This window comes from Thermoflexus sp., from assembly GCF_025055495.1.
Lineage (GTDB): Bacteria > Chloroflexota > Anaerolineae > Thermoflexales > Thermoflexaceae > Thermoflexus.
In genome coordinates, this window is sequence record NZ_JANWXB010000045.1 from 1 (window position 1) to 21,850 (window position 21,850).

Here is a 21,850-nt window from a genome sequence, read left to right on the forward strand (position 1 = left end):
TGATCTCATTCGTCCCTGGTGTTACCTTCGCAAGACAAAGGAACCTGGCGGATCCATCTGAGAACAGGAAAACCGATGAACATCCAGGCCGGTTCCATCGCCGGTGCTGGATCATAATCGGAGGCAAGCCGCTTCCCTTGATCCCACATCTCTTCCCGCAGTCCGACCGAGTAGAGTCCGACGAGTAGAATAGCCTCACCCCTCGTATCCCTTCCTTACGGCCCCCGGGGCCATGGGGAGGGGATAGAAGATTTCCCGAGGAAGCAAACGGGGTAACCCATCATCCCAACACTGGCAAGTTTCATAAAACTCAACTAACATTCTCATCGGCTTGGGATCCTCCGGCAGGTCTTAGACGTTAAACCATGCAGGGAGGGGCGAAAAAGCCTTCTCTAAAGGGCTCCGATGAGAGATGTGATGGAAAGCCGAGGAGTCCTGCTTATTCGATGCCGGACGTTGAAGGCGCCCTGCGCTGCACAAGCCGTTGCGAGATGGGTGAGCTTCCGTCCGATGGATCGGAAAGCCTCAGGAGCATATAGCGGAATGAGCCTTCGGGTTCGCGTCAGTTTCGTCATCCTGCTGTTGTTGATGCCGGCCCTTGCGCTGGCGATCCTCCGGGCAGAGGGCCGACGGGCCCAGGAGATCGATCGCGCCCTCCAGAGCCTGGAACAGCTGGCCGGCCACGGCCGCGAGATCCTGCAACGCCAAGAGGCCGAAACCGCCGGCTTCTTGATGCGGCTGAGCCAGCTCCCGGAAGTCCAGCAGGCCCTTCAGAACCCCACAGCCTGCGCTCAGCGTCTGGCCGAGCTGAGGGCGCTTTTTCCCCGTTATGTGAACCTCGGCGTGGCGGATCAAGCCGGAGATATCCGTTGCAGTGCAGTCCCACCTCCCGGCCCGGTGAACGTCGCCGACCGCCGATGGTTTCAAAGGGCGCTGGAGACGGCCGCGTTCTCCGTAGGGGAGTATCAGATCGGCCGCATCACAGACAAGCCCGTCCTGGTCTTCGGGGTTCCCCTCCTCCAGCCCAGCGGCGAGATCTGGGGAGTCCTCTTTGCGGCGATCGAATTACAGGAACTCAACGAGCTCCTGGCCCTGTTCCCTCTTCCTTCCGGGGCCTGGAGCGCCATCCTGGATGTTCAAGGGACGATCCTGGCGCGCTGGCCGGAGGGCGAGCCCTCTCCGGGAACCCGCTTTCCGGAGTCCTTCGTGATCTCTGCCGCCCGCTCCGGGGAGCCCGGCCGCCCAATCCACCAGGGCCCGGATGGACAGCCGTGGATCGCACTGATTATGCCGGTTCGCCCCGGGGAGCTCACGCTGGTGGTTGAAATCCCAACCCGCACGTTGTTCGCCGAGGCGAACCGTATGCTTCAGGGGGACCTCGCGGTCCTGGGCGGGTTGCTGGCTCTGCTGCTGACCGGCGCCTACATCGGGACGGAATGGGCTGTGCGGCGGCCGATCCGGAAGCTCATCGATGCGGCCTCCCAGCTTGTAGCGGGGGATTCTCAAGCGCTCCATTTACTTTCTGAACTGAGAGGGAAGGAGTTTGGAGCGCTGGCGGGGGCGTTCCGGCAGATGGTCACAACCATGGAGTGTCATGCTTCCCGACAACGGGCTCTGACTTCCCTCTTCCTTCGAATGGCTCATGCCCAGCCTCAGCTTCAACAGATGCTGGAGGTGGGGCTGGAAACCCTGCTGGAGGCTCTGGGCCTTTCCTGGGGATGGATGGAGTTCCGCCCTCGCCTGGAGGGATCCCCCCTTCGAGCCCACCGGGGATGGTCGGTCTCTCTCCCCCTGGATTTTCGGGAAACGCTACAAGCCTCCGGCCTGCCCCTGGAGCGCTTCTGGTGGTTTCCGGATGGGCAAGCAATTCCAAGCCCCCTGGCGGTTGTTCTGGAAACCGCAGGCATCTGCTCGGTGGCCTATCTCCCCCTGATGCGGGAGGGCCAATGGGCTGGGGGCCTCCTCGTGGGGACCCGCGAGCCGCGGGCCTGGTCGGAAGAGGAGCGATGGTTCCTGGAGGCGGCGGCCCAGGCGGTTGGGCTGGTTCTGGAGCGGGCGGCCTTGCATGAGGCCGCGGCCCGTCGGGCAGAGGAACTGGCTTTCCTGAATCGCCTGGCGCTTCAGGCCAACCGGGCTCGCGATCTGCACGAGCTGCTGACCACCGCCATCCGGGAACTGGTCACCGTCATGAGGGCGGATCGCGGCGCCATTGCGCTGATCACCCCCTCCGGCAAGCACCTGACGGTGGTAGCGGAATACAACCCCATCGGCACCCCTTCGGGGTTGGGCGAGCGCATCCCCATTGAGGGCAATCCCTCCATGGCCTGGATCCTCCAGGAGCAACGGCCCCTGGCGATCGAGGATGTGGCCACCGACCCGCGGATCGCGCCGGTGCGTTCTCTGCTGGAACGGGTGCATGTCCGTTCGGTCCTGATCGTCCCGCTGTGGATGGGGAACTGGATCGTGGGCACCCTGGGCATCGATCACGTCCGCGAACGCCACGCCTTCACGCTCGAGGAGATCCGCCTGGCCGAGACGGCGGCCCATCAACTGGCGGATGCCCTCAAACGGTTCCGGATGATCGGCATCCTCCAGGCCCAGGCGGATCGACTGCACGTCCTTTATCAAACGGCCCAGGCGCTGGCCGAGGTCCAGGATCTTCCCACTCTGTTGAGCCGCGCTTTGGATGAGATCCTGACCCACCTTCCCGCCGACGGGGCCAGCGTTTACGTGACGGATGAAGCAGATCCGGAACAACTGCGTCTGATCATAGAAAAAGGATATTCCGCCGCGCCGATCGTCCGGGCTTCGGCTCAGGAGGCCGAAGAGACCATCACCGGCCGGGTGGCCGCGCGAGGGGAGCCTCTCTGGGTGGAAGATTGCGCCCGTTATCCCTACCCGCCGGCCAGCCGCCAGATCGTCGAACGGGAAGGGATCCGGAGCCATGCGGCGCTTCCCCTGCAACGGGGCGAAGAGCGATTAGGGGTGTTGCACGTGATCTGGCGGAAGCGTCGGACGTTCGATTCGGAGACGCAGGATCTTCTGGAGAGCCTTGCGGATCTGCTGGCGGCGGGGATCGCCAGCGCGCGCCTGGTGGAAGCGCTCCGACAGACGGTGGCGCAGCGGGAGGCCCTGAATCGCACCCTTGAAGAAGCGCTGGCCGCCCGGGAACAGATGATCCAGAACGTCTCGCATGAGCTGCGCACCCCCCTGGCCGTGGCGATGGGCTATCTCGATCTCCTGCTCGACGGCGCCTTCGGCTCGCTGACCCCGGATCAGCGTGAGGCGCTCCAGGCCAGCCGGAGCCGGCTGGGGGAGCTTCACCGCTATGTGGAGCTGTTGCTCACGCTGCAGATTGTGCGAGGGGGGAAGTTCACGCGTCAACCCCTGGACCTGCGACAGCTGATCCAGACCGTGACGCGGATGACCCAACTGCGGCTGGATCCAGAGAGACATCGACTGGAACTGCGGCTTCCCTCCGAGGCCGTCTGGGCGGTTGGGGAGGCGGAGGGGCTGGCGCGAGCGATCGGAGAGCTTCTGGACAACGCGGTGAAGTTCTCTCCGAATGGAGGACGGATCGAGGTGGAACTGAGGACGGAGGGCGGAACGGCCCGGATCCTCGTGCGAGATGAAGGGGTAGGGATTCCGGAGGAAGCCGTGGAGCGGGTTGGCGAACCTTTCTATCAGGTCGATGGGGGGACGACGCGGCGATTTGGGGGGATGGGGATCGGATTGGCGGTGGCCCGGGCGGTGGCCGAGGCCCACGGCGGGCGCCTGCGTCTGCGTCCACGCTTCCCCCGGGGCACGGAGGCCATGCTGGAGATCCCTCTGGGAGGGATCTAAGCCGTTCGCGCCGTCTATCCTCGCGCATCCGGAACCCGCAGGGCCTGGCGCAACTGTTCCACCCGCTTCCAATAAGCGCGGGCTTGGCGGAAGGAGGGATCGCCAGCCCCCGGGTTCTCCACCACCTCCGGCCGCGTGTGGGGCGGGGCGCCCAGGATCAGGATCCGCTGCCCCATGAAGACCGCCTCTTCAATGTTGTGGGTGACCAGGATCAGGGTCAGGGCCTCCGCCTCCTTCAGCCGCCACGTGAGCTCTTGAAGATCCTCCCGGGTGGGCGCGTCCAGCGAGGCGAAGGGCTCATCCATCAACAACAGATCCGGCTTCAGCACTAAGGCCCGCGCGATGGCCGTCCGCTGGCGCTGGCCTCCGGAGATCTGCCCCGGATACCGATCCCGCACCGCGGCCAGCCCCAGGCGCTCCAGCCATGCGTTCACTGGCCCGGCGATATCGGCCACCGGCGCATCCACCGGGGCATGACGCCCATCGGGCCCGTAGAACCGGCGGATGCGCAGGCCCAGGGCCACGTTCTCCCACACCGTCGCCCAGGGGAGCAGGCCGTAGTCCTGGAGGATCAGGCCGGTGCGGGGGCGCGGCCGCTGGAGCGGTTGCCCATCGATCCGGATCGCGCCGCGCTGCGGCTGGCGGAGGCCGGCCAGCAGATAAAGCAGCGTGGTCTTGCCGCATCCGGAAGGGCCGATAATCGCCCAGGCTTCCCCCCGCGCCACGGACCATGAGAAATCCTGGAAAAGCCATTGTCCCCCGTATCCGAACCAGATCCTTTCCACCTCGATCATCGAACGAGATCTCCAGCCCGACAGGATCATCCCACGAAGGACACTAAGGGCACACAAGGGATGTCAGGAAGCGAAAAACTCATCTACACGGTTCGTAAACCTTTGTGAACCTTCGTGACCCTTTGTGGTGACCCTTCGTGGTCCCCAGGGATTCTGGCACAAATCGACAGGGGGACGCAAAATTTCTACGAACCCCGCGAGCCGGTGGAGACTCCCCGATGATGGATCCGAAGACAGGAACCCGCGAAGACAGGGGCCTGGAGGAGAAGCTCCGCGCCCTGCCGGGGCGGCCGGGCGTCTACCTCTTCCGAAACGCCCACGGGGAGATCCTTTACGTCGGCAAGGCCGTCTCGCTTCGCCAGCGGGTCCGTTCGTATTTTCAGAACAGCGCCGATCTCTCGCCCCGGACCCGCCGCATGGTCCAGGAGATCGCAGACCTGGAGTTCATCGTGACGGATTCGGAGCTCGAGGCCCTGATCCTGGAAGCCAACCTGATCAAAAAGCACCGGCCGAAATACAATGTCCGCCTGAAGGATGACAAGCGCTATCCCTACATCCGCGTCTCCGTTCAAGATCCCTACCCCAAGGTCACGATCACCCGGCGGATTGAAAACGACGGCGCCCGTTATTTCGGGCCCTACACCTCCGCCAACGCTGTCTATCAGATGCTGGACGAGCTGCGGCGCATCTTCCCCTACCTGACCTGTGATCGGACGATCACTGGGCAGGACCGGCGGGCGTGTCTGTATTACGACCTGAAGCGGTGCCTGGGTCCGTGCATCGGGGCGGTGAGCCAGGCGGAATACCGGGCGATGATCGAAGGGCTGATCCGCTTCCTGGAAGGCCACACCGAGGAGGTGGTTCGCGACTTGGAATCCCGGATGTGGGCGGCGGCGGAAGCCCTCCAGTTCGAGCGGGCGGCCCAGCTGCGGGACCGCCTGCGGGCGATCCGGCAGGTGATGGAACGCCAGAAGGTGGTCTCCACCGTGACTGCCGACCGGGATGTGATCGCCATCGCCCGCGCCGACGGGGAGGCCTGTGTGGAGGTCTTCTTCATCCGCCAGGGGCGGCTGATTGGGCGGGAGTATTTCGTCCTGGAGGGCCTGGAGGAAGCCGATCTCCAGGAGGCGCTGGCCGGGTTCCTCAAACAGTTCTATCAGGCCGCCGCCGAGGTTCCCCCGGAGATCGTGCTGCCGGAGCACATCGAGGAAGCGTCGATCATCGAGCAGTGGCTTCGCCAGCGACGGGGCGACGCCGTAACGCTGATGGTGCCCCGGGAAGGGGAGGCGGCAGAGCTGGTGCGGCTGGCCACGGAGAACGCGGTGGAGACCCTGAACGCCCTTCGGGCCCGCTGGCAGGCGGACCGCCATCGCCAGGAGGCGGCCCTGAAGGAGCTGGCGGAGGCCCTGGGCCTCCCCGCGCCTCCAGCCCGGATCGAGGGCTTCGACATCTCTAACACCCAGGGGACCGCGGTGGTGGGCAGCATGGTGGTCTTCGTCCACGGCGTCCCCTTGAAAGCCCATTACCGCCGCTTCGTGGTGCGCACGGTGCAGGGGCGGCCGGACGATTACGCCAGCATGCGGGAGGTGCTGACCCGGCGCTTCCGCCGCTGGCAGGAGGCGACTTCCCCGCAACGGCTCCCCGGTCAGAAGCCGGATGAGAGCTTCGCGGTGCTTCCTGATCTTCTGCTGGTGGATGGCGGAAAAGGCCAGCTCCGGATCGCCTTGGAGGTCCTGGAGGCCTTCGGGCTGCAGGAGCGGGTCCCGGCGGCCGCCCTGGCCAAGGAACGAGAGGAACTCTTCCTGCCCGGCCGCTCCGAGGGGTTGCTCCTGCAACGCCATGCGCCCGCCCTCTTCCTGATCCAGCGCATCCGGGACGAAGCCCACCGCTTCGCCCTGAGCCATCACCGAAGCCGCCGGGAGCGTCTCTCCCTGAGCTCGATGCTGGAGTCGATCCCGGGCATTGGGCCGAAGCGGCGCCGGATGCTCCTGGAGCGCTTCGGCTCCCTGGAGGGGATCCGGGAAGCTTCAGTGGAAGATCTGGTGGAAGCGGGGCTCCCCCGCGGGGTGGCCGAACGGTTGAAGGCGGCCCTGGGATGAGGGAAGCAAGGGAAACGGCGCCCGCATGGAATTCCCGGAGGCTCTGGCCATTTACATTCACATCCCCTTCTGCCGCTGGCGCTGCAGCTATTGCGATTTCAACATCTATGCCGGCATGCAGCGCTGGTTCGCCCCCTACATCGAGGCGCTGGGGAAGGAGATCCGCCGCTTCGGCGAGCAGGCCGGGCAGCCCCTCGCGCGCACGATCTACATCGGCGGGGGAACCCCCTCTCTGTTGCCCCTTCCCCTGCTGGCGCGCTTGTTCGAAGCGCTCCACACGGCGTTCCGCATTCCCCCCAGCATAGAGATCACGATGGAGGCGAACCCCAGCGGCCTTTCGGTGGCCTACCTGGAGGAGGTGCGGCGGCTGGGGGTGAACCGGATCAGCTTCGGGGTGCAGAGCGCCCACCATGAGGAGCTGCATCTGATGCGGCGGGATCACACGTTTGAGGACGCGTGCGCGCACATCGCGATGGCCCGCGCGGCCGGGTTCACGAACCTGAACGTGGATCTGATCTACGGGCTCCCGGGCCAGACCCTCGCCCGCTGGCAGGAAACGCTGGAGGCCGTCCTGGCGCTGCGCCCCGAACATCTTTCCGCATACGCCCTGATGGTCGAAGAGCGCACAGCCCTTCAGCGCTGGATCCGGGAGGGGCGGGTTCCGATGCCAGACCCAGATCTGGCGGCGGAGATGTATGAGGAGGCGCGAGAACGCCTGGCGGAAGCCGGTTACCGCCACTACGAGATCTCCAACTGGGCCCGGCCGGGCTACGAGAGCCGGCACAACATGGTTTACTGGCGCTACGAGCCCTATATCGGCTTCGGCGCCGGCGCTCACAGTTTCATCGACGGCCGTCGCTGGGTGAATGCGCTTCATCCGAAGGATTACATCCGCCGGATCGAGCAAGGGGAGAGCCCCATCGCGGAGGAGGAGACCCTCCATCCCCGCACCCAGATGGCCGAGATGGTCATCCTGGGCCTGCGCTTGGTGGAGGAAGGCATCGAGGACGCGCGGTTCCGCGCCCGCTTCGGCCAGGGGATCCTGGAGGTCTACGGATCGGTGGTGAGGGAGCTGGAGGAGCTGGGGCTGGTCCGGTGGGATGGCGCGCGGCTGCGGCTAACCGGGCGGGGGTCGATGCTGGGGAACCAGGTGTTCTGGCGCTTCCTGTAGCGCTGGGGATGGGAAGGGAGCGATGGCCGGCGAGCCGCCTTGGACGGCCTGCGCCGCGAGCGCTCCCGTTGACAGATCCATCCGGTCGCGCTAAATTTAAATCAGGACAGGCCCCCATAGCTCAGGCTGGATAGAGCGTTGGCCTCCGGAGCCAAAGGTCGCGGGTTCGAGTCCCGCTGGGGGCTTGAGGCAGGGCGACCCATCTTCCGATGGGTCGCCCTGTGATTTTAGGGGGCGTTTCACTGGCTGATGGATGAAGGCATGGATTTCGGGCGGGTGAGACCGCCTTCGGCGGCGCCCCAGCCCCCAAACCCGCAGGAGAGCTCGGAAGTTGTCCATAGCGTTGCCGGATTGGACGGGGGCGCGACATGAGCTCCGGCCTTCTTACGGTCCGGTATAGACCACCCGGTAAACCCGCCCTCCGTGATCGTCTGAAATATATATCGCCCCATCGGGGCCGAAGAGGACATCGGCCGGGCGTCCCCAGGTCGCTGGATCCCCGCACATCTTGCCCGGCGCCCGCCATCCGTTCGCGAAGTCCTCGCTGCGCACTGGACGTCCGTTCTCTACCACGATCCGCTGCACCTTGCAATCCCGCGCGTTCGGAAGGCTGGTGTTCCACGATCCGTGATACGCCACAAAGAGATCGTCCCAATATTGCGGCGGGAATGCCGCCCGCGCTCCCGTATCCATCCCCAGCGGGGCGCTGTGGGCGAGATCCGTGAACAGGGCCGGGACCGCGTCGGCGCAAGTGAAGTTGGGAGGGAGCGCCATGCGGGAATCCCGCACCTCCGCCCGCTGATCCGGAGGCAGGTTGGGCCCCAGCCCCGGGGTGTAGCAATACGGCCACCCATGGTGCCGTCCGCGCTGGACCGCGATGACGATCTCCTCCGGGGGAAGATCATCCCCCATCCCATCGCTGCCGTTGTGGTTCGCCCACAGCGTTCCATCCGGCGTCCACAGGAAATCCACGCTGTTGCGAAGCCCCCAGGCCCAGAGCGGGCGGCGGCGGGGATCCGGATCGCTGGCGAACGGATTATCGGACGGGATGGTGCCGTCCGGGTTGAAACGAAGGAGGGCCGCCCGCCGGGGATCGTCTTCCTCACAGATATTGCAGGAAGATCCAGCGCTCACATAGAGCTTGCCGTCCGGGCCGAAGTGGAGGGTCCGGCTGACATGCCCTCGGGGAGAGGGGATGTGATCGGTGACAAGCTCCCGGATCTCCAGGTATCCGTCACCGTTCCCATCTCGCAGCCGCTCGACGCGATCCCCTTCCGCGACGTAGAGCCAGCCATCGCGCCACTCGATGCCATGGGGCAGGTTCAAGCCCTCGGCCACCACCTCCACCCGATCCGCCCGGCCATCCCCATCGCGATCCGGCAGGCGCACGATGCGCCCGGCGTTCATCAGCGTGAGGTAGAGGGCGCCATCCGGTCCGAAGGCCATAAAGCGCGCCTTCCCCCCAAGCCCTTCCGCGAAGATCCGGATGGCAAACCCAGCGGGGACCGTTAACCGGCGGCTGGCCTCATCGGGAGGTGGAAGGGGGAGAGCGGTGCGAGTAACTAGAGGGAGGAACAGGGTGGGGGAAAGGGGAACGGTGCTCGCCGCAGGAGACGCCGCTGCTGGCGGCGCCGTGGTCGCCAGAAAGGGAGGGGTCACGGTCCGCGAGACCCCCAGGCAGGCGGTGAGGATGCCTCCCAGAAGCGCCGTGCGGATCCAGCGCGCGGATCGATTCCAAACCATGCCGAGCCTCCTTTCACTTTCCCGCAGCTCTCGCTGGGGGAGAGAAGGATGAAAACGAGAGGAGCGGGCAGCTGAACCCCATCGTTCCTCATCCCTTTCGAAGCCGTTGAAGCGATAACACTCCTGGATGGAAATTCCCCATCGCCAGGGCCATCGTCCGTTGAGCCTCCTAAGGGGTCCATGCCGGGCGAGCCTCCCTCCACAGCGACACGGGCCGCGAGGGGGAGATCTTTCTACCTTAAGAGAGAGAAGCCCGGAGGGCAAGTTGCCCGCGCAGGCGGCGCATCCGATGTCGCTTACGAAAACGGTGGATCGCCATGGAGGGTTGGGGAGGCGGGTAGGCCGCCTGACCTCCAAAGCGCCTTGCCGATCGATGGCGCGGGTTGCCTCGAATCCGAAGCCCAGGTTTGCATTATGATAGGCGTTAAGCGTGGCGCCCAACTCCGAACCAGGAGGTCGAGATGGCGCAGGAACCGGATCGCAACCTGGCCCTGGAGCTGGTCCGGGTGACCGAGGCGGCGGCCCTCGCGGCGGGCCGCTGGATGGGCCGGGGGGATCGAAACGCGGCGGATCGAGCGGCGGTGGAGGCCATGCGGCTGATGCTCCGCTCTATCGACATGGATGGGGTCGTAGTGATCGGCGAGGGGGAGAAAGACGAAGCCCCGATGCTCTACAACGGCGAGCGCATCGGGAACGGCCGCCCGCCCGAGGTGGACGTGGCGGTCGATCCCATCGACGGCACCCGCCTGCTCGCCCTGGGCCGCCCGGGGGCGATCGCCGTGGTGGCCCTCTCCGAGCGGGGCACCATGTTCAGCCCGGGGCGGATCGTCTATATGAACAAGCTGGCCGTCGGCCCGGAGGCCCGCGAGGTCATTGATCTCGATGCGCCCATCGCCGAGAACCTGCGGCGGATCGCGCGGGCGAAAGGAAAGGATGTCGATGACCTCACCGTGGTGATCCTGGAACGCGACCGCCACGCCGATCTGATCCGCGAGGTCCGGGCGGCGGGCGCCCGCATCAAGCTGATCACCGACGGCGATGTCTCCGCCGCCCTGATGACCGCCTTCCCCGATTCCGGCATCGATGTGCTGGTCGGGATCGGCGGATCGCCGGAGGCAGTGATCACCGCCGCGGCCCTGAAATGCCTGGGCGGGGAAATCCACGCCCGGCTGTGGCCCCGCAACGAGGAGGAACGCCGCTTCGCGGCGGAGATGGGGTATGATCTCCAGCAGGTCCTCACCGCCGACGATCTGGTCCAGGGGGATAATATCTTCTTCGCCGCCACCGGCATCACCGATGGGGAGATCCTGCGAGGGGTTCGCTACACCGGGGATGGCGCCCGAACCCACTCGGTCGTAATGCGCTCCCGATCCGGGACCATCCGGTTCGTGGAAGCCTATCACCGATGGGACAAGCTGATGCGGATCAGCGGCTATCCCTACGACCGAGGCGCAGGAGAAGCCCCTCCACCAGCGCGCTGAGGGAAGCGGGGATCTCCCGCACGGCCCACCAGAGCCGGCGGGGTCCATAGGGGGAGCGGTCAGCGGCGAGCCCTACGGCGTCGATGCCCACGGCATCGCACAGCCACAGGGCCCGATCCAGATGGAAACGCTGGGTCACCACCACGGCGCGGGTGAAGCCGAAGACCTCCCGCGCCCGCCAGCATGACTCCAGCGTCCGCAGGCCCTCCGGGTCGACCCGGAGGGCCTGTTCGGGGACCCCAAGGTGGAGGGCCAGGCGCTGCATCGCTTCCGGCTCGTTATAGTAGGGGGAGGAGCGCCCATCGCCGCTCAGGAGCAGGGCCCTCACTTTCCCCAGGCGATACAACTCCACGCCCACCCGAACCCGATCGGCCAGAACGGTGGTGGGGGATCCATCGGCCCGAAGGCCAGCGCCCAGGATCAGAGCCACGGGCTGCGCCGGAACCTCTTCGGGCCGCTCGTAAATGCGCGGCGCACCTCGAAGCCATAGATAGAGGCGGGCCAGCAGCGGCGTTGCCACAACCAGCGCAATGAGCACTCCCACACGTCCCCAGCGCATACGCAACGTCCTGGATGAGTTCTCTCCTGGAGAGAGTTCCCAGGGGCCCGGAAGCTGCCCTCGGCAATCTTCCTGCCTCAGCAGCTTTTCTCATCGTGCCGTAACGGGCATGGAGAGGGGCAATCCCTCCGATCGATTCAGAGGGATCGGAACAACAAAAAGTATACATGTTTCGCTTCCTGGGGAATAATGAACGGCCATCGATAGAGGAGGCCACCCTTCTCGAAGCCTTTGGAAGCCGAGAGGGCCTGTCGGAAGATCGCCGGGAAATCTGGAGGAGACGGGCTGCGCGCCGAGGAGGCCCGCTGTGTTACAATGGGCGTAAAATGCTTCAGCCCAATCCGGGAGCGGGCCCGATGAAGCTGATCCTCGCCATTATCCAGGACGAAGATGCCCCTGCCACGATCCAAGCGCTGGTGGATCGCGGCTATCGGGTGACCCGGATCGCCTCCACGGGCGGGTTCCTGCGCCAGGGGAACACCACGCTTCTGGTCGGGGTGGAGGACATTCAGGTCCCGGAGGTGGTGGAGATCCTGCGGCGCTGTTGCCGGACCCGAACCAGCTATCTGCCGGTGGCGGTGGAGGCGACCGGGCTCCTACAGGCCCATATGATTGAGGTTGAAGTCGGCGGGGCCACGATCTTCGTCCTGGATGTGGAGCATTTCGAAACCCTTTGAGAGGCCGGGAGCCATGAAGCTGATCCTCGCCGTGTTGCCGGAGAAAGCAGCTACGCTGGCTTCCGACCGGCTGGTGGCGCAGGGCTATCGGGTGACCCATCTGGCCTCCACCGGCGGCTTCCTGCGCCGCGGCAACACGACGTTGCTCATCGGCGCGGAGGACGAACAGGTGGAAACCGCCCTCCACCTTCTGCGGGAAGCCCGGCGGCAGATCCGGGGAGATCCAGGGGGGATCGCCATTGTGTTGAATGTGGCCGGATTCGAGCGCTTTTAGCGCTTCATCGGCTTTGAGAAGTTCTTGGGGCATGGCGGGCGCCTTCGGCGCGCTCCATGCCCCAAAACATCCGACTCGAAGGAGCAGCCCGATGATGCCCGAATGGCAGCCGCTGGCCCAGGTGAAAGCCACCCATCTTCCCCGCCTGCTCACCCGCCGCAACGTCGTCGGCGTCGGGATCGGCTATAAAGTGAAAGGAGGCCAGATTCTGGACATCCTCAGCGTCGTCGTCTCGGTGGAACGAAAGCTCCCCGCCGCACAACTGGCCCCCTCTGACCTGATCCCCCCTACGCTGGATGGCTTCCCCACGGATGTGGTGGAGACCGGGCGGTTTCGCGCCTTTCAGGATCCCACCCATCGCTATCGGCCAGCGCCCCCCGGTGTCTCCATCGGCCACCCACTGGTCACCGCGGGGACCTTCGGCTGCCTGGTGCGCCGCGGGAGCGAGGTGTTCATCCTGAGCAACAACCACGTCCTGGCAGCAACCAACCGCGGTCGGCCGGGCGATCGCATTCGACAGCCCGGCCCGGTCGATGGCGGGACCGTGGCCGATGAGATCGCCGAGCTGGCCGAGTTCGTCCCCATCCGGTTCGGCGATGAGCCCGCCGCCTGCCCGTGGGTGGAGCGCTTCGTGCGGTGGCTGAACGAGCTGTTGCGCCTCATCGGCTCCTCCCACCGCCTCCAGGCAGTCCGAAGACAGGCCGCGATCAACGAGGTCGACGCGGCCATCGCGCGCCCCTTCCGCTCGAACGACATCACCCCCGCCATCCTCCAGATCGGCATCCCCAAGGGAGTCGCGACACCCACCCTGGGGATGGAGGTTCAGAAGTTCGGGCGAACCACCCGGTATACCCGCGGACGGATCATCCAGGTGGACGTCACGGCGAACGTGGACTACGACGGGCGAGTGGCGACGTTCCAGGGCCAGGTGATGGCGGGGGCCATGAGCGCCCCCGGTGACTCCGGGTCGGCCATCCTGGACCTGAACGGCCGCCTGGTCGGCCTGCTCTTCGCAGGCTCGGAGACCACCACACTGATCCATCCGATCGATCGGGTGCTCCACGCGCTACGGGTGGAAGCGGTGGTGGAGGGATGACGATGGAGGGGATGAGCTGGCTGTGGCCGATGGGGCTGATGGCCATCCTGTGGGCCGGCATGTCGGAGGAGGAGGCGCGCCGGGCGCTGACCCGGGGTCTGGCCGCCGGGGTGGCGGCGCTGACCATGTGGGGGTTGGTGGGATTCGGGTTCGCCTTCGGCGGCATCGGCCTGTGGGTGGAAGGGCCGGAGTTTCAAGCCCTGCGGCGCGTTTACACCCTGGGGGCGGATCCCCAACCCCTCTGGAGTCTGATCGGGCTGAGCGGGTTTTTCTTCCATCCGGTTGAGGGGGCTCCAGCCGCCCTGTGGCTGCACTACGCCCCAGCCGTGCTGACGGCCGCGATCCTCCTGGGCTTCGGGCTGGAGGGATGGCCGCCCACAGCGGCGGCTCTGGCTGGGGCCGGGCTGGGCGGGCTGGTGCTTCCCCTGGGGATGCACTGGATCTGGGGGAATGGCTGGCTCAGCCGCCTGGGCCTGACGCTGAACCTGGGGCACGGCGTGGTGGATCCCGCCGGGACAGGGGTTCTGTTCGCCCTCTCCGGCGGCGCGCTCCTCGGGCTCCTGCTCCCCTGGTCCCCCCGCCAGCCCAGCCCGGAGCGGGTCTTCCCGCCCGTTCATCTTCCCCTCATGGGGGCGTGGGGGAGCTTGCTCTTCGGGGCCGGTTGGACCATCTGGCTGACCACCGATCCCCTCGCGGCCGCCCGACCGGCCCTGGATTCCGCCCTGCTCGCCCGAAACGGATGGCTGGGCGTCTTGGGGGCCGCCCTGGGGGCCGGGCTTTACACAGGCCTGGTCGCCCGGGAGGTGGATCTGTTGATGGTCCTGCGGGCGGTCGCCGTAGGGTGGATCAGCGGGATGAGCGCTGCCCCCTTCACCGGCCCATGGCAGGCCTGGGGATGGGGCATCCTGATCGGCCTGGGGACGCCGGCCCTGGTCTATGGTCTTCGCCGGTGGGGCGTGACGCCCCAGAGCCTGGCCCTGCTTTATGGGATCGCCGGGGTCCTGGGGTTGCTGGGGGTGGGATTCCTGGCGGATGGACGGGCCGGGGTGGGATGGAACGAGGTCGGACGGGAGGCCTTTATGGGCCTCCCGGATCTCGGCGTGGTCGGAGTTCCCGGATGGGGTCGGCCGGCCGATCCCGGCCAGCTCACGGCCCAGGGGAGTGGAGCCATCCTCCTGAGCCTCTGGGGCTTCGTCGCGATGGGCGGGCCCGCCGCAATGATCCGCTGGGGATGGACGGAATGGCGGCGACGCCGGGAGAAACCTGTGGTGTCTCCGGAATCTCTGCCCCTTTCTTCTCAGAATTTAGAAAGTGGAAAGGCCGCCGAGGGGGCCGCCTTCGACAGCCGTTCTCAGGAGCAGTGATCCGATATCCGCGAGAGAGGCTGGCCCAGGCCTCATCACACTGTTCATCAACACCCGGCGGGTGCAGGAAAATTGTTTCATTACGTTGTAATTGCTCTATAACAACCCGGACGATGTCCCGCGAACGGGCCAAGCGTGCCTCCCCATAGCCGACCTTCCCCCGGCGTTGCAACCCCCTCGCCTCCAGCCATCCGTCGACCAGGCGGAAGTTCTCACAACAATGGTCGATCTCCTCAAAGTCCACCCGCACGGGCTGACCATCCCGGAGGATGACTGCGTGCTTCTTGCGGCGATAGCGAACTCCCGCCAGGTATTCGGCCAGATGAACGGTCGTGTTGGCCTCATGGCCCACCCCCAGCAGGAGCACATGCCCATCGAGTTCGTAGACGCGGCCCACCGGGCTATCCAGGCCATGCGGCACATCGACCGGGTGTGGGGCTGTGATCATCGCTGCGGCTGGTCCCCGCGCCGCAAAGGCATGAGGGCTGTCACTGCGAAGCACATCGGGCAATCGCCAAAGGGAATCCGGGTAAGAAGGCGGCCCGGGCGCCCTGTCGCTCGCCGCGCGTTTCCTCAGTCCCCTGCTCGCTGTTCTTCAAACGCATCGGCGAACATCACCAGCACCTGCCCGGCCATAAAGCGCGCGAGATCCGCTGAAGCCTCCAGCGCCTCCGGCGAGCGCAACGCCGCCTCCATCGAGGGACGATCGTCGAAATACATCTCCACCATCAGATGGAACGGCGAGGCGCCGATGGGCGTCCCCCAGATCCGGGAGACCTCCAGTCGGCGGAGATGGGGGATGCGCTCGATGCGCGCCAGATGCTGCACATACCACCGCTCGAACGCCGCCGCGTCGGTCGGGGCTCGATACAAGGTGATCACCTTCACCATTCGCAGGCTCCTGCTGCCACATCCCCTCGCGTCGCAAGCAAATTCCCGGGCGCGTGCGCAGAGAGACCTGTCTGGAGGGCGGAGAGATGGTGCGGGCGGGGCCGCCTTTTAGAACGAGTCACCTCTCCGCAACGGAGAGGCCTTCGCCGGAGGAGGTTCACTGGCCTCCACGGTGATTCGCTGAACGTTCTATCCCTTCCATCCACTCCAGTGCCTGATCCAGGAGATCCATGCGCCGGAGGGCGCGGCTCAGCCCCAGCCCGCCGATGAGCATCAGCATCGCGACCATGAACAAACCCCGGCTCTCCCCAACGGCGCCGGAAAGCAGGCCGGCCGCCCAGATGATCCCGATGAGCACGCTGAGGGCGATCGCATCCCGCCGGGCAGCCCGGCGGCGGATCTTCAGAAGGCTTTTGTAGTGGGCGGAACACAGCTCTCCCATCTCGTCGGATATCGCCACATCTGAGGCGATCGGATTTCATCGCGAGAGGGGATGGCCTCGCCGGCTGCCCCATCCGCTGGAATTCGCCGGAGGCGAAGCAGAAGGGTTGAGAGCGGGCAGACCGGGGTGGGGATGCCCCGGAGGCCTATCGCCCCCGCAGGCGGCGACGGACCTCTCGACAATGGGGGCAGTCCCAGCCCACGTATTCCCGGCCGCACGTGCGGCAGACCCGTGGGGCCACGGGCGTTTCCTCCGAGAGGGAAGCCAGGATCAGAACGGCCTCATGGCCCTCATAAGCGGAGAGCCATTCCTCCACCGACGTCTCCCCGACCCACCAGCGGCCGTCCGCATCGCGACGGAGGGGGCCCCGCAATACCCGGGCCTCCAGCTCATACGCCGCGGTGGCCAGCTCCAGCACGCTCGCTTTCCGCAAGGACATCCGGTTCCTCCTCGATTTCATGAACCTCCGCCCGTTCCACCTCCAGGTGCCCATCCTTCAGGATCCGATAGCGATCGAAATCCCGCGCCACCCAGACGTGGGGGAAGAAGGCCTGGGCCTCCTGTCGGATCTCCCGCTCCCGATACCGCCGCGAGAGGTGGGTCAGGATGAGATGTCGCACCCCGGCGGCCCGCGCCAGCCATCCCGCTTCCGCCGCGGTGATGTGATCGTGACGACGGGCCAGATCGCGATCCGGCTCCAGATACGTGGCCTCGATCACCAGAGTTCCCACTCCCTGCACCTCTTCCACCAGATCGTCCACCCGTCCCGCATCGCCCACCAGGGCCAGCGAGGCCCCCTCCACCGGCGGCCCCAGCACGTCCTCCGGCGTCACCACCCGGCCGTCCGGCAACGTAATGGAATAGCCCTGCACCAGGCGGCGCCGCTCCGGGCCCGGCGGGATCCCCAGGGCTTCCGCCTTCTCCACCAGGAAGGGGCGTCGCGGCTTCTCCCGGAACAGATAGCCCAGGCTGTCCCCTCCCCGGTGACGGACCGGAAAGGCGTAGACGCTGAACTTTTCATCATCGAACAGAAGGCCGGGTTCGATTACGTGAAACGAGATCTCAATGGACGGCCGCGCGCCCCGCAGGACCACCCGGTAAACGAGATCCTTGACCCGTTCGATGGTCCCCCGACGGCCATAGATCGCCACCCGGGGGAGGATCTCCCAGCGCATCACCGTTGAGAGGAACCCGGCCAGCCCCAGAATGTGATCCAGATGCGCATGGGTCAGGAGGACGGTCTCCAGACGCCGAAAGCCCAGTCCGCTCTTCAGCAACTGCCGCTGGGTGCCCTCCCCGCAATCCACCAGGAATCGTCGATCCTCGAACATCACCACGTGGGCCGGCAGCCCGCGCCGGATCGACGGCGCGGAGGCAGAGGTTCCCAGAAAGACGATCTCGATCATCGCCGGTCTTCCTCCACGGGGTGGACGATCACCTCGCCCGGCTTTCCCTCCTCCCCCCGGACCTCAAATCGGTCCCCCACGAAATGACAGGCCACCCAGATGCTGGTCAGCAAATGGCCGGTGATGCAGGACGTAAAGAAGCGGGAAGCGCCAGGCGAGAGCGCCAGGGGAAGGATAAGCTGATCGGCCAGGTGCGGATCCACCGTCGCGTTCGATCGGTGGAAGGCCAGCAACTCCGCCACCGCCTCCTCCGCCACCCGTTCCGCTGGCACCCCTTTCTTGCCGTAGGCGGAGGCGCCTGCCCGGATATGGGCATATTCGGCGATGAGAAAGATCCCCGCTCCTGGCCCCGGGCTCTCCGCCTGGATGGCCTCCACCTCATCGGGGAGGCCAGCCTCCCGGAGCAACCGGTTCGCCCGCCCTGCCATCCGCCTGGCGATCTCCACGGGCAGGTTCGAGACCGCTGCCCATCCCCATAATCGGCGGAGGGGGCCCCGCGTGTCCAGGGCGATCGGCTTCAGTCGATACAACCCGTCCCCCTCGAGAGGGCCGTGCACATACAGCTGGATCTCGCCGCCGCCTACTGGATACCAACCCCAGCGTTCGAGCTGGACCTCCGCCTGCAGCCCCATGCGGCTTAGACACGGCAACAGCACGTCCCGCACGTAGTGAAACGGCGGGCTCCAGGGCACGTGGGTGCCACCCCGCAGCGTCACCCGCGAGGTCCCAGGGGCGTAGGCCAGGGGCAACAGAATCGCCTGTAGGATCAGCGTGACCGATCCCGCGCTGCCCCCCGCTCGGGCCGCCCCCACGTCCACGGTGTAGGTGCCCGGAACAGGCGGGGACTGGGGAACAAAAGTCAGCGTGGTTGAGCCCAGGGCGGCGCCCTGGACCTGGGCACGGCAGAGCATGGCCGCCGCTTTCACGGCGCTCAGGTGTTGCGCCTGAAGGCCAGGGTTGGGACGGCGAGCCCGGATGTTCTCCACCCGCACCGGCCGCCCCGTTAGGGCGGAGAGAGCCAGGGCGGAGCGCAGGATCTGCCCGCCGCCTTCGCCATAGCTTCCGTCCAGCACCACCATGGGCCCTCGAGGCCCTCCCACAGGATGCCGATGGTTGTGCTCCGGCACCATTGTAGCGCTTCTCCGTCGCCCAGTCACCCCCTAATCCCAGAGGAGAAAAAAGCGCTCAGCCAGACGACCCCTGTTATGGTGTCCTCCAGGATAGACCGTTACAGCAAGAAACCATTCGTGCATTCGTGCCCCATTCGTGGACGGCCCCTCACCCCGCCGGCTCCATCCGCCACATCCTGCGCGTGTGGGCGCGGACGGTCTCCGGGCGCCAGAACATCGGCCGCGCTCGCCCTTCATACCACAGGCGGAATTGATCGAAGTAATGCCGGGACGCGGGGGAGCCGCTCTGGCCCCCTGGAAGAACAGCCAGACAATGGTCCCAATCCCGGAGATCCGCCACAAACCGCCATGAGGGCGAGGCCCCGAGAGGCCCGCCGAGTTGATTCCCCTGAAAGCCCGCCTGCAGCGGTGTGTCGCCGTCGCCCCCTAAGGGGAAGGGGCCCCGGTTGAAGAACGGCGCCAGCACCGGGATCTGGCCCAGCACATGCCGGAGGGTCACCCGATGGACCCGCCCCCAGGTCCATCGAGCCGGGTTCTTCCCCAGCCGCCTCCGCAACCATTGAACCGCTTCCCGGAACGCCTCGGCGACCCACGCCCCCGCCGGGCGCTCCCCCAGCCAGAAGGGATCCCCGCGCCGGAGGATCTCCCGCAACGCATGGGGGGCAGTGCGATAGAACGAGTGGCCCGGCAGGAAGGCATTCAGAGGTTCTCCCAGATACCGACGCCAGGCGGCCCCCAGCCGGGGGGCCAGGATCTTCCGCAACAGCACCCACTCCACCGCCGCCACGATCGTCGGTGCAATTCCTTCGGGATCCATCCGCCCGTCCCACACCTTGACCTGCGACAGCAACCATGCCTCTTCCTCGTCGGCCGGCTCCACCTGTGCCAGCCACGGCTTCCACTCCCGGGCGGCCAGCGAGACCACATCGGTCTGAACCGCGAGGCAATCCGCAGCGGTGAGGCGGGGGAGGGATTCCAGCCGCTCCCGGATCCGCCGCGCCCGATGGTCCGGCATCCACTCGGCGCTGATGAAATGCGGATAGCGCGGCCCGACGATGCGATGATTGGCCGTCACCAGGATCCCTTCCGGTGGATCGAAGACCGAGGGGAGCGCTTCAAAGGGAATTTCCCCGATCCAGTCGTATTCCCCGCTCCAGCCCGGAACCGGGGTCAGGCCGTGGCCGTTGCGCCGGATGGGGATCCGGCCGGCCATCTGATAGCCGATGTGGCCTTCCCGGTCCGCGTAGACGAAGTTCAGCACAGGACCCGGCCAGCACCGCAATGCCTCCCGGAACTCCTCCCAGCTCTCCGCTCGATTGAGCCGGAGGATCGCCTCGAACCACGTCTCCGCCTGTGCCCCGGCCCAGGCCAGGGCCAGGCCGATGTGCGGCCAGGGGATGCCTTCCGGCTCATACTCGGGAAGCCCATCCGTCAGCACCGGGCCGTGACGGGTGATCCGGATGCGGAACCGATCCGGCGCGCGCCTTCCCCGGACCTGGATCTCGATCTCCCGGATCCCCGCCCGGGCCCATCCCTCCGGTGTTTCATAGCGCAGCGGGTCCTCCGGATCGAATCGCTCGATGAACCAGTCCTGGGTGTCCGCGATCACCGCTGTCGCCCCCCAGGCGATCCGTTCGTTGTGCCCCAGCACGACCCCGGGCAGGCCGGGCACTGTCACCCCGGCCACGGCGAACCCTTCCGGCTCGCAAACCAGATGCTGCTCATACCAGAGGCTGGGGAGCGAAAGAGGAAGATGTGGGTCATTGGCCAGGATCGGGAACCCGGTGGCCGTTCGGGATCCCGTCACCACCCAGTTATTGCTGCCGATCCCCTCCCGGGGGCCGATCCAGCGGACCAGCGCGGCATACATCCCGAGGAGCCGTTCCGCCATCGGCTCTATCCCCAGGGTTTCGGGGAAGAGGGCCGTCTCGCCGAAGATCGCCTCCGGCTCGAGATCTACCGCCCGCTCCCCCAGGGCCCGGACCATCGCCGTCCGGCACAGCTCGCTGTCCCAGTTCCAGGAGAGGGACCAGGCCACCACCAGCCCCCAGGCCGCGCTGTGCTCCGGGGTCCAGGGGAAATCCGGCAACGGGACCAGTCGGTCCTCCGGCCCGACGGGACCGCAGCGGAAGGCAGCGGTGACCCCTGTCGCATAGGCTTCGAGGAGTCTTCGCTGATCTTCGGGGATCCGCTGCAAGCCGGCCCGCGCGTGGTCAGCCCATCCGACCCCCCGGGCGAAGCGATCCATCTCCAGCCCCATCGGCCCGAAGACCTCGCTGAGACGGCCCAGGGCCACCAGGCGGTTGAACCGCATTTGCCACCCCCGATCGTGCCCGTGGACGAAGCCCTGGGCGAAGAACAGATCCGTCAGTGTCCGCGCCTCGATGTGGGGGATCCCCCATTCATCGAACCGGATCTCCACGGGGGCCTGAAGTCCCTCCATGCGGAAGAAACGGGAACGAACCATCACTGCCTCCTGCCGATCGCGATTTGAAGGCTTGCTCCGGCTGTCGGGCGCCCTTTCCCTTCGAGGGCTTTGAGAAGATCGGGGATGGGATCTTCTTCTCAATCGGCGCCGTCGTGTTGCGGATATGGACGAGGATTTAGCTACCCGCTGGTGTGGATTTCATCTTCCATATCCGCCGGCCATGGGCCCACAATCCCCCTCAACTCGCTCGTGCTCCGGATCCATGAACGGCTTCATGCCGTAGATTACCCCGACTTCGGCCCTTGCAGTAAGATGATCATCGGATTCGGGCCCGGCTAATCTGTGGCGCATGCCCACCACGAAGTCCTCATCCTGCGCCATCGCCCCCTTGTTATAGGGATGCTTTGATTGATCGCTTCTGCGATTGATCGCTTCTGCCACGAGCAGTGTTC

General features: G+C 66.2%; 18 protein-coding genes, 1 tRNA gene and 1 pseudogene. 9 read left to right on the forward strand and 11 right to left on the reverse strand.

Annotation, left to right across the window (positions count from 1 at the left end):
• Positions 1 to 543: 543 nt before the first annotated feature.
• Positions 544 to 3,843, forward strand: coding sequence for a GAF domain-containing protein (locus NZM16_RS01560; protein WP_295478048.1), 3,300 nt, complete (start codon positions 544 to 546; stop codon positions 3,841 to 3,843).
• Positions 3,844 to 3,857: 14 nt separating this feature from the next.
• Here NZM16_RS01560 and NZM16_RS01565 read toward each other — a convergent pair whose 3' ends face one another.
• Positions 3,858 to 4,637, reverse strand: a complete 780-nt coding sequence (locus NZM16_RS01565; RefSeq protein WP_295478051.1) for an ABC transporter ATP-binding protein — start codon at positions 4,635 to 4,637, stop codon at positions 3,858 to 3,860.
• Positions 4,638 to 4,855: 218 nt separating this feature from the next.
• On the opposite strand from NZM16_RS01565, the gene uvrC reads away from it, so the two are divergent.
• The 3 genes from uvrC (at position 4,856) to NZM16_RS01580 (ending at position 8,092) form a co-directional block, all read left to right on the forward strand.
• Entirely contained in the window at positions 4,856 to 6,736 is a 1,881-nt protein-coding gene (gene uvrC, locus NZM16_RS01570) for an excinuclease ABC subunit UvrC (RefSeq protein WP_295478054.1), read from the forward strand.
• Between the two features lie 25 nt (positions 6,737 to 6,761).
• Positions 6,762 to 7,907 (forward strand): radical SAM family heme chaperone HemW, encoded by a 1,146-nt coding sequence (gene hemW, locus NZM16_RS01575; RefSeq protein ID WP_295478057.1) that lies wholly within the window; start codon positions 6,762 to 6,764, stop codon positions 7,905 to 7,907.
• Between the two features lie 110 nt (positions 7,908 to 8,017).
• Positions 8,018 to 8,092, forward strand: a tRNA-Arg gene (locus NZM16_RS01580).
• 199 nt (positions 8,093 to 8,291) lie between these two features.
• Here the strand turns inward: NZM16_RS01580 and NZM16_RS01585 are convergent.
• Positions 8,292 to 9,650: a PQQ-dependent sugar dehydrogenase gene (locus NZM16_RS01585; protein WP_295453245.1), complete on the reverse strand. Its 1,359-nt coding sequence runs from the start codon at positions 9,648 to 9,650 to the stop codon at positions 8,292 to 8,294.
• A gap of 461 nt (positions 9,651 to 10,111) precedes the next feature.
• Here NZM16_RS01585 and glpX point away from each other — a divergent pair, with 461 nt between their 5' ends.
• Complete coding sequence (gene glpX, locus NZM16_RS01590; protein WP_295453242.1) at positions 10,112 to 11,131, forward strand: class II fructose-bisphosphatase; 1,020 nt, start codon at positions 10,112 to 10,114, stop codon at positions 11,129 to 11,131.
• Here the strand turns inward: glpX and NZM16_RS01595 are convergent.
• Positions 11,076 to 11,690 carry an ElyC/SanA/YdcF family protein gene (locus NZM16_RS01595; RefSeq protein WP_295453239.1) on the reverse strand — a complete coding sequence of 205 codons (615 nt, stop codon included), beginning with the start codon at positions 11,688 to 11,690 and terminating at the stop codon, positions 11,076 to 11,078. The genes glpX and NZM16_RS01595 overlap by 56 nt on opposite strands.
• 356 nt (positions 11,691 to 12,046) lie before the next feature.
• Between NZM16_RS01595 and NZM16_RS01600 the strand changes: the two genes are divergently transcribed.
• The 4 genes from NZM16_RS01600 to NZM16_RS01615 all read left to right on the forward strand — a co-directional run bounded on the left by NZM16_RS01600 (position 12,047) and on the right by NZM16_RS01615 (position 15,101).
• Positions 12,047 to 12,367 (forward strand): cyclic-di-AMP receptor, encoded by a 321-nt coding sequence (locus NZM16_RS01600; RefSeq protein ID WP_295453237.1) that lies wholly within the window; start codon positions 12,047 to 12,049, stop codon positions 12,365 to 12,367.
• Between the two features lie 13 nt (positions 12,368 to 12,380).
• Positions 12,381 to 12,641, forward strand: coding sequence for a cyclic-di-AMP receptor (locus NZM16_RS01605; RefSeq protein WP_295453236.1), 261 nt, complete (start codon positions 12,381 to 12,383; stop codon positions 12,639 to 12,641).
• Positions 12,642 to 12,732: 91 nt separating this feature from the next.
• Entirely contained in the window at positions 12,733 to 13,737 is a 1,005-nt protein-coding gene (locus NZM16_RS01610; RefSeq protein WP_295478060.1) for a hypothetical protein, read from the forward strand.
• An 11-nt stretch (positions 13,738 to 13,748) separates the two neighbouring features.
• Positions 13,749 to 15,101, forward strand: a complete 1,353-nt coding sequence (locus NZM16_RS01615; protein ID WP_295478063.1) for a hypothetical protein — start codon at positions 13,749 to 13,751, stop codon at positions 15,099 to 15,101.
• A 100-nt stretch (positions 15,102 to 15,201) separates the two neighbouring features.
• On the opposite strand, the pseudogene NZM16_RS13955 reads toward NZM16_RS01615, so the two are convergent.
• The 8 genes and pseudogenes from NZM16_RS13955 to NZM16_RS01650 form a co-directional block, all read right to left on the reverse strand.
• Positions 15,202 to 15,678: pseudogene (locus NZM16_RS13955) on the reverse strand (AAC(3) family N-acetyltransferase); the annotation flags it as partial.
• Positions 15,675 to 15,992, reverse strand: coding sequence for an EthD family reductase (locus NZM16_RS01620; RefSeq protein WP_295478066.1), 318 nt, complete (start codon positions 15,990 to 15,992; stop codon positions 15,675 to 15,677). The pseudogene NZM16_RS13955 and the gene NZM16_RS01620, both read right to left, overlap by 4 nt.
• A 157-nt stretch (positions 15,993 to 16,149) precedes the next feature.
• Complete coding sequence (locus NZM16_RS01625) at positions 16,150 to 16,434, reverse strand: hypothetical protein (RefSeq protein ID WP_295451636.1); 285 nt, start codon at positions 16,432 to 16,434, stop codon at positions 16,150 to 16,152.
• A gap of 145 nt (positions 16,435 to 16,579) precedes the next feature.
• Positions 16,580 to 16,873, reverse strand: a complete 294-nt coding sequence (locus tag NZM16_RS01630) for a hypothetical protein (RefSeq protein WP_295451638.1) — start codon at positions 16,871 to 16,873, stop codon at positions 16,580 to 16,582.
• On the reverse strand, positions 16,824 to 17,840 hold the full coding sequence (locus tag NZM16_RS01635) for an MBL fold metallo-hydrolase (RefSeq protein WP_295451641.1): 1,017 nt from the start codon (positions 17,838 to 17,840) through the stop codon (positions 16,824 to 16,826). Before NZM16_RS01635 ends, NZM16_RS01630 begins: the two co-directional genes overlap by 50 nt.
• Positions 17,837 to 18,919 (reverse strand): RNA 3'-terminal phosphate cyclase, encoded by a 1,083-nt coding sequence (gene rtcA / locus NZM16_RS01640; RefSeq protein ID WP_295478069.1) that lies wholly within the window; start codon positions 18,917 to 18,919, stop codon positions 17,837 to 17,839. The genes NZM16_RS01635 and rtcA overlap by 4 nt, the downstream gene beginning before the upstream one ends.
• Before the next feature lie 199 nt (positions 18,920 to 19,118).
• A complete protein-coding gene (locus tag NZM16_RS01645) occupies positions 19,119 to 21,437 on the reverse strand; it encodes a penicillin acylase family protein (protein WP_295478072.1) in 2,319 nt (772 codons plus the stop codon).
• A 159-nt stretch (positions 21,438 to 21,596) separates the two neighbouring features.
• Positions 21,597 to 21,850 (reverse strand): hypothetical protein (locus NZM16_RS01650; RefSeq protein ID WP_295478075.1); only part of this gene is annotated, 254 nt, incomplete at its 5' end.

Excerpts from the sequence above, each read along its gene's own strand:
- NZM16_RS01600 (WP_295453237.1), top strand. The coding sequence starts at position 12,047 with ATGAAGCTGATCCTCGCCATTATCCAGGACGAAGATGCCCCTGCCACG.
- NZM16_RS01560 (WP_295478048.1), top strand. The coding sequence starts at position 544 with ATGAGCCTTCGGGTTCGCGTCAGTTTCGTCATCCTGCTGTTGTTGATG.
- rtcA (WP_295478069.1), bottom strand. The coding sequence starts at position 18,919 with ATGGTGGTGCTGGACGGAAGCTATGGCGAAGGCGGCGGGCAGATCCTG.
- NZM16_RS01635 (WP_295451641.1), bottom strand. The coding sequence starts at position 17,840 with ATGATCGAGATCGTCTTTCTGGGAACCTCTGCCTCCGCGCCGTCGATC.
- NZM16_RS01620 (WP_295478066.1), bottom strand. The coding sequence starts at position 15,992 with ATGGTGAAGGTGATCACCTTGTATCGAGCCCCGACCGACGCGGCGGCG.
- NZM16_RS01645 (WP_295478072.1), bottom strand. The coding sequence starts at position 21,437 with ATGGTTCGTTCCCGTTTCTTCCGCATGGAGGGACTTCAGGCCCCCGTG.
- NZM16_RS01565 (WP_295478051.1), bottom strand. The coding sequence starts at position 4,637 with ATGATCGAGGTGGAAAGGATCTGGTTCGGATACGGGGGACAATGGCTT.
- NZM16_RS01630 (WP_295451638.1), bottom strand. The coding sequence starts at position 16,873 with ATGTCCTTGCGGAAAGCGAGCGTGCTGGAGCTGGCCACCGCGGCGTAT.
- NZM16_RS01585 (WP_295453245.1), bottom strand. The coding sequence starts at position 9,650 with ATGGTTTGGAATCGATCCGCGCGCTGGATCCGCACGGCGCTTCTGGGA.
- glpX (WP_295453242.1), top strand. The coding sequence starts at position 10,112 with ATGGCGCAGGAACCGGATCGCAACCTGGCCCTGGAGCTGGTCCGGGTG.
- NZM16_RS01595 (WP_295453239.1), bottom strand. The coding sequence starts at position 11,690 with ATGCGCTGGGGACGTGTGGGAGTGCTCATTGCGCTGGTTGTGGCAACG.
- NZM16_RS01605 (WP_295453236.1), top strand. The coding sequence starts at position 12,381 with ATGAAGCTGATCCTCGCCGTGTTGCCGGAGAAAGCAGCTACGCTGGCT.
- NZM16_RS01625 (WP_295451636.1), bottom strand. The coding sequence starts at position 16,434 with ATGGGAGAGCTGTGTTCCGCCCACTACAAAAGCCTTCTGAAGATCCGC.
- uvrC (WP_295478054.1), top strand. The coding sequence starts at position 4,856 with ATGATGGATCCGAAGACAGGAACCCGCGAAGACAGGGGCCTGGAGGAG.
- NZM16_RS01615 (WP_295478063.1), top strand. The coding sequence starts at position 13,749 with ATGAGCTGGCTGTGGCCGATGGGGCTGATGGCCATCCTGTGGGCCGGC.
- NZM16_RS01610 (WP_295478060.1), top strand. The coding sequence starts at position 12,733 with ATGATGCCCGAATGGCAGCCGCTGGCCCAGGTGAAAGCCACCCATCTT.
- hemW (WP_295478057.1), top strand. The coding sequence starts at position 6,762 with ATGGAATTCCCGGAGGCTCTGGCCATTTACATTCACATCCCCTTCTGC.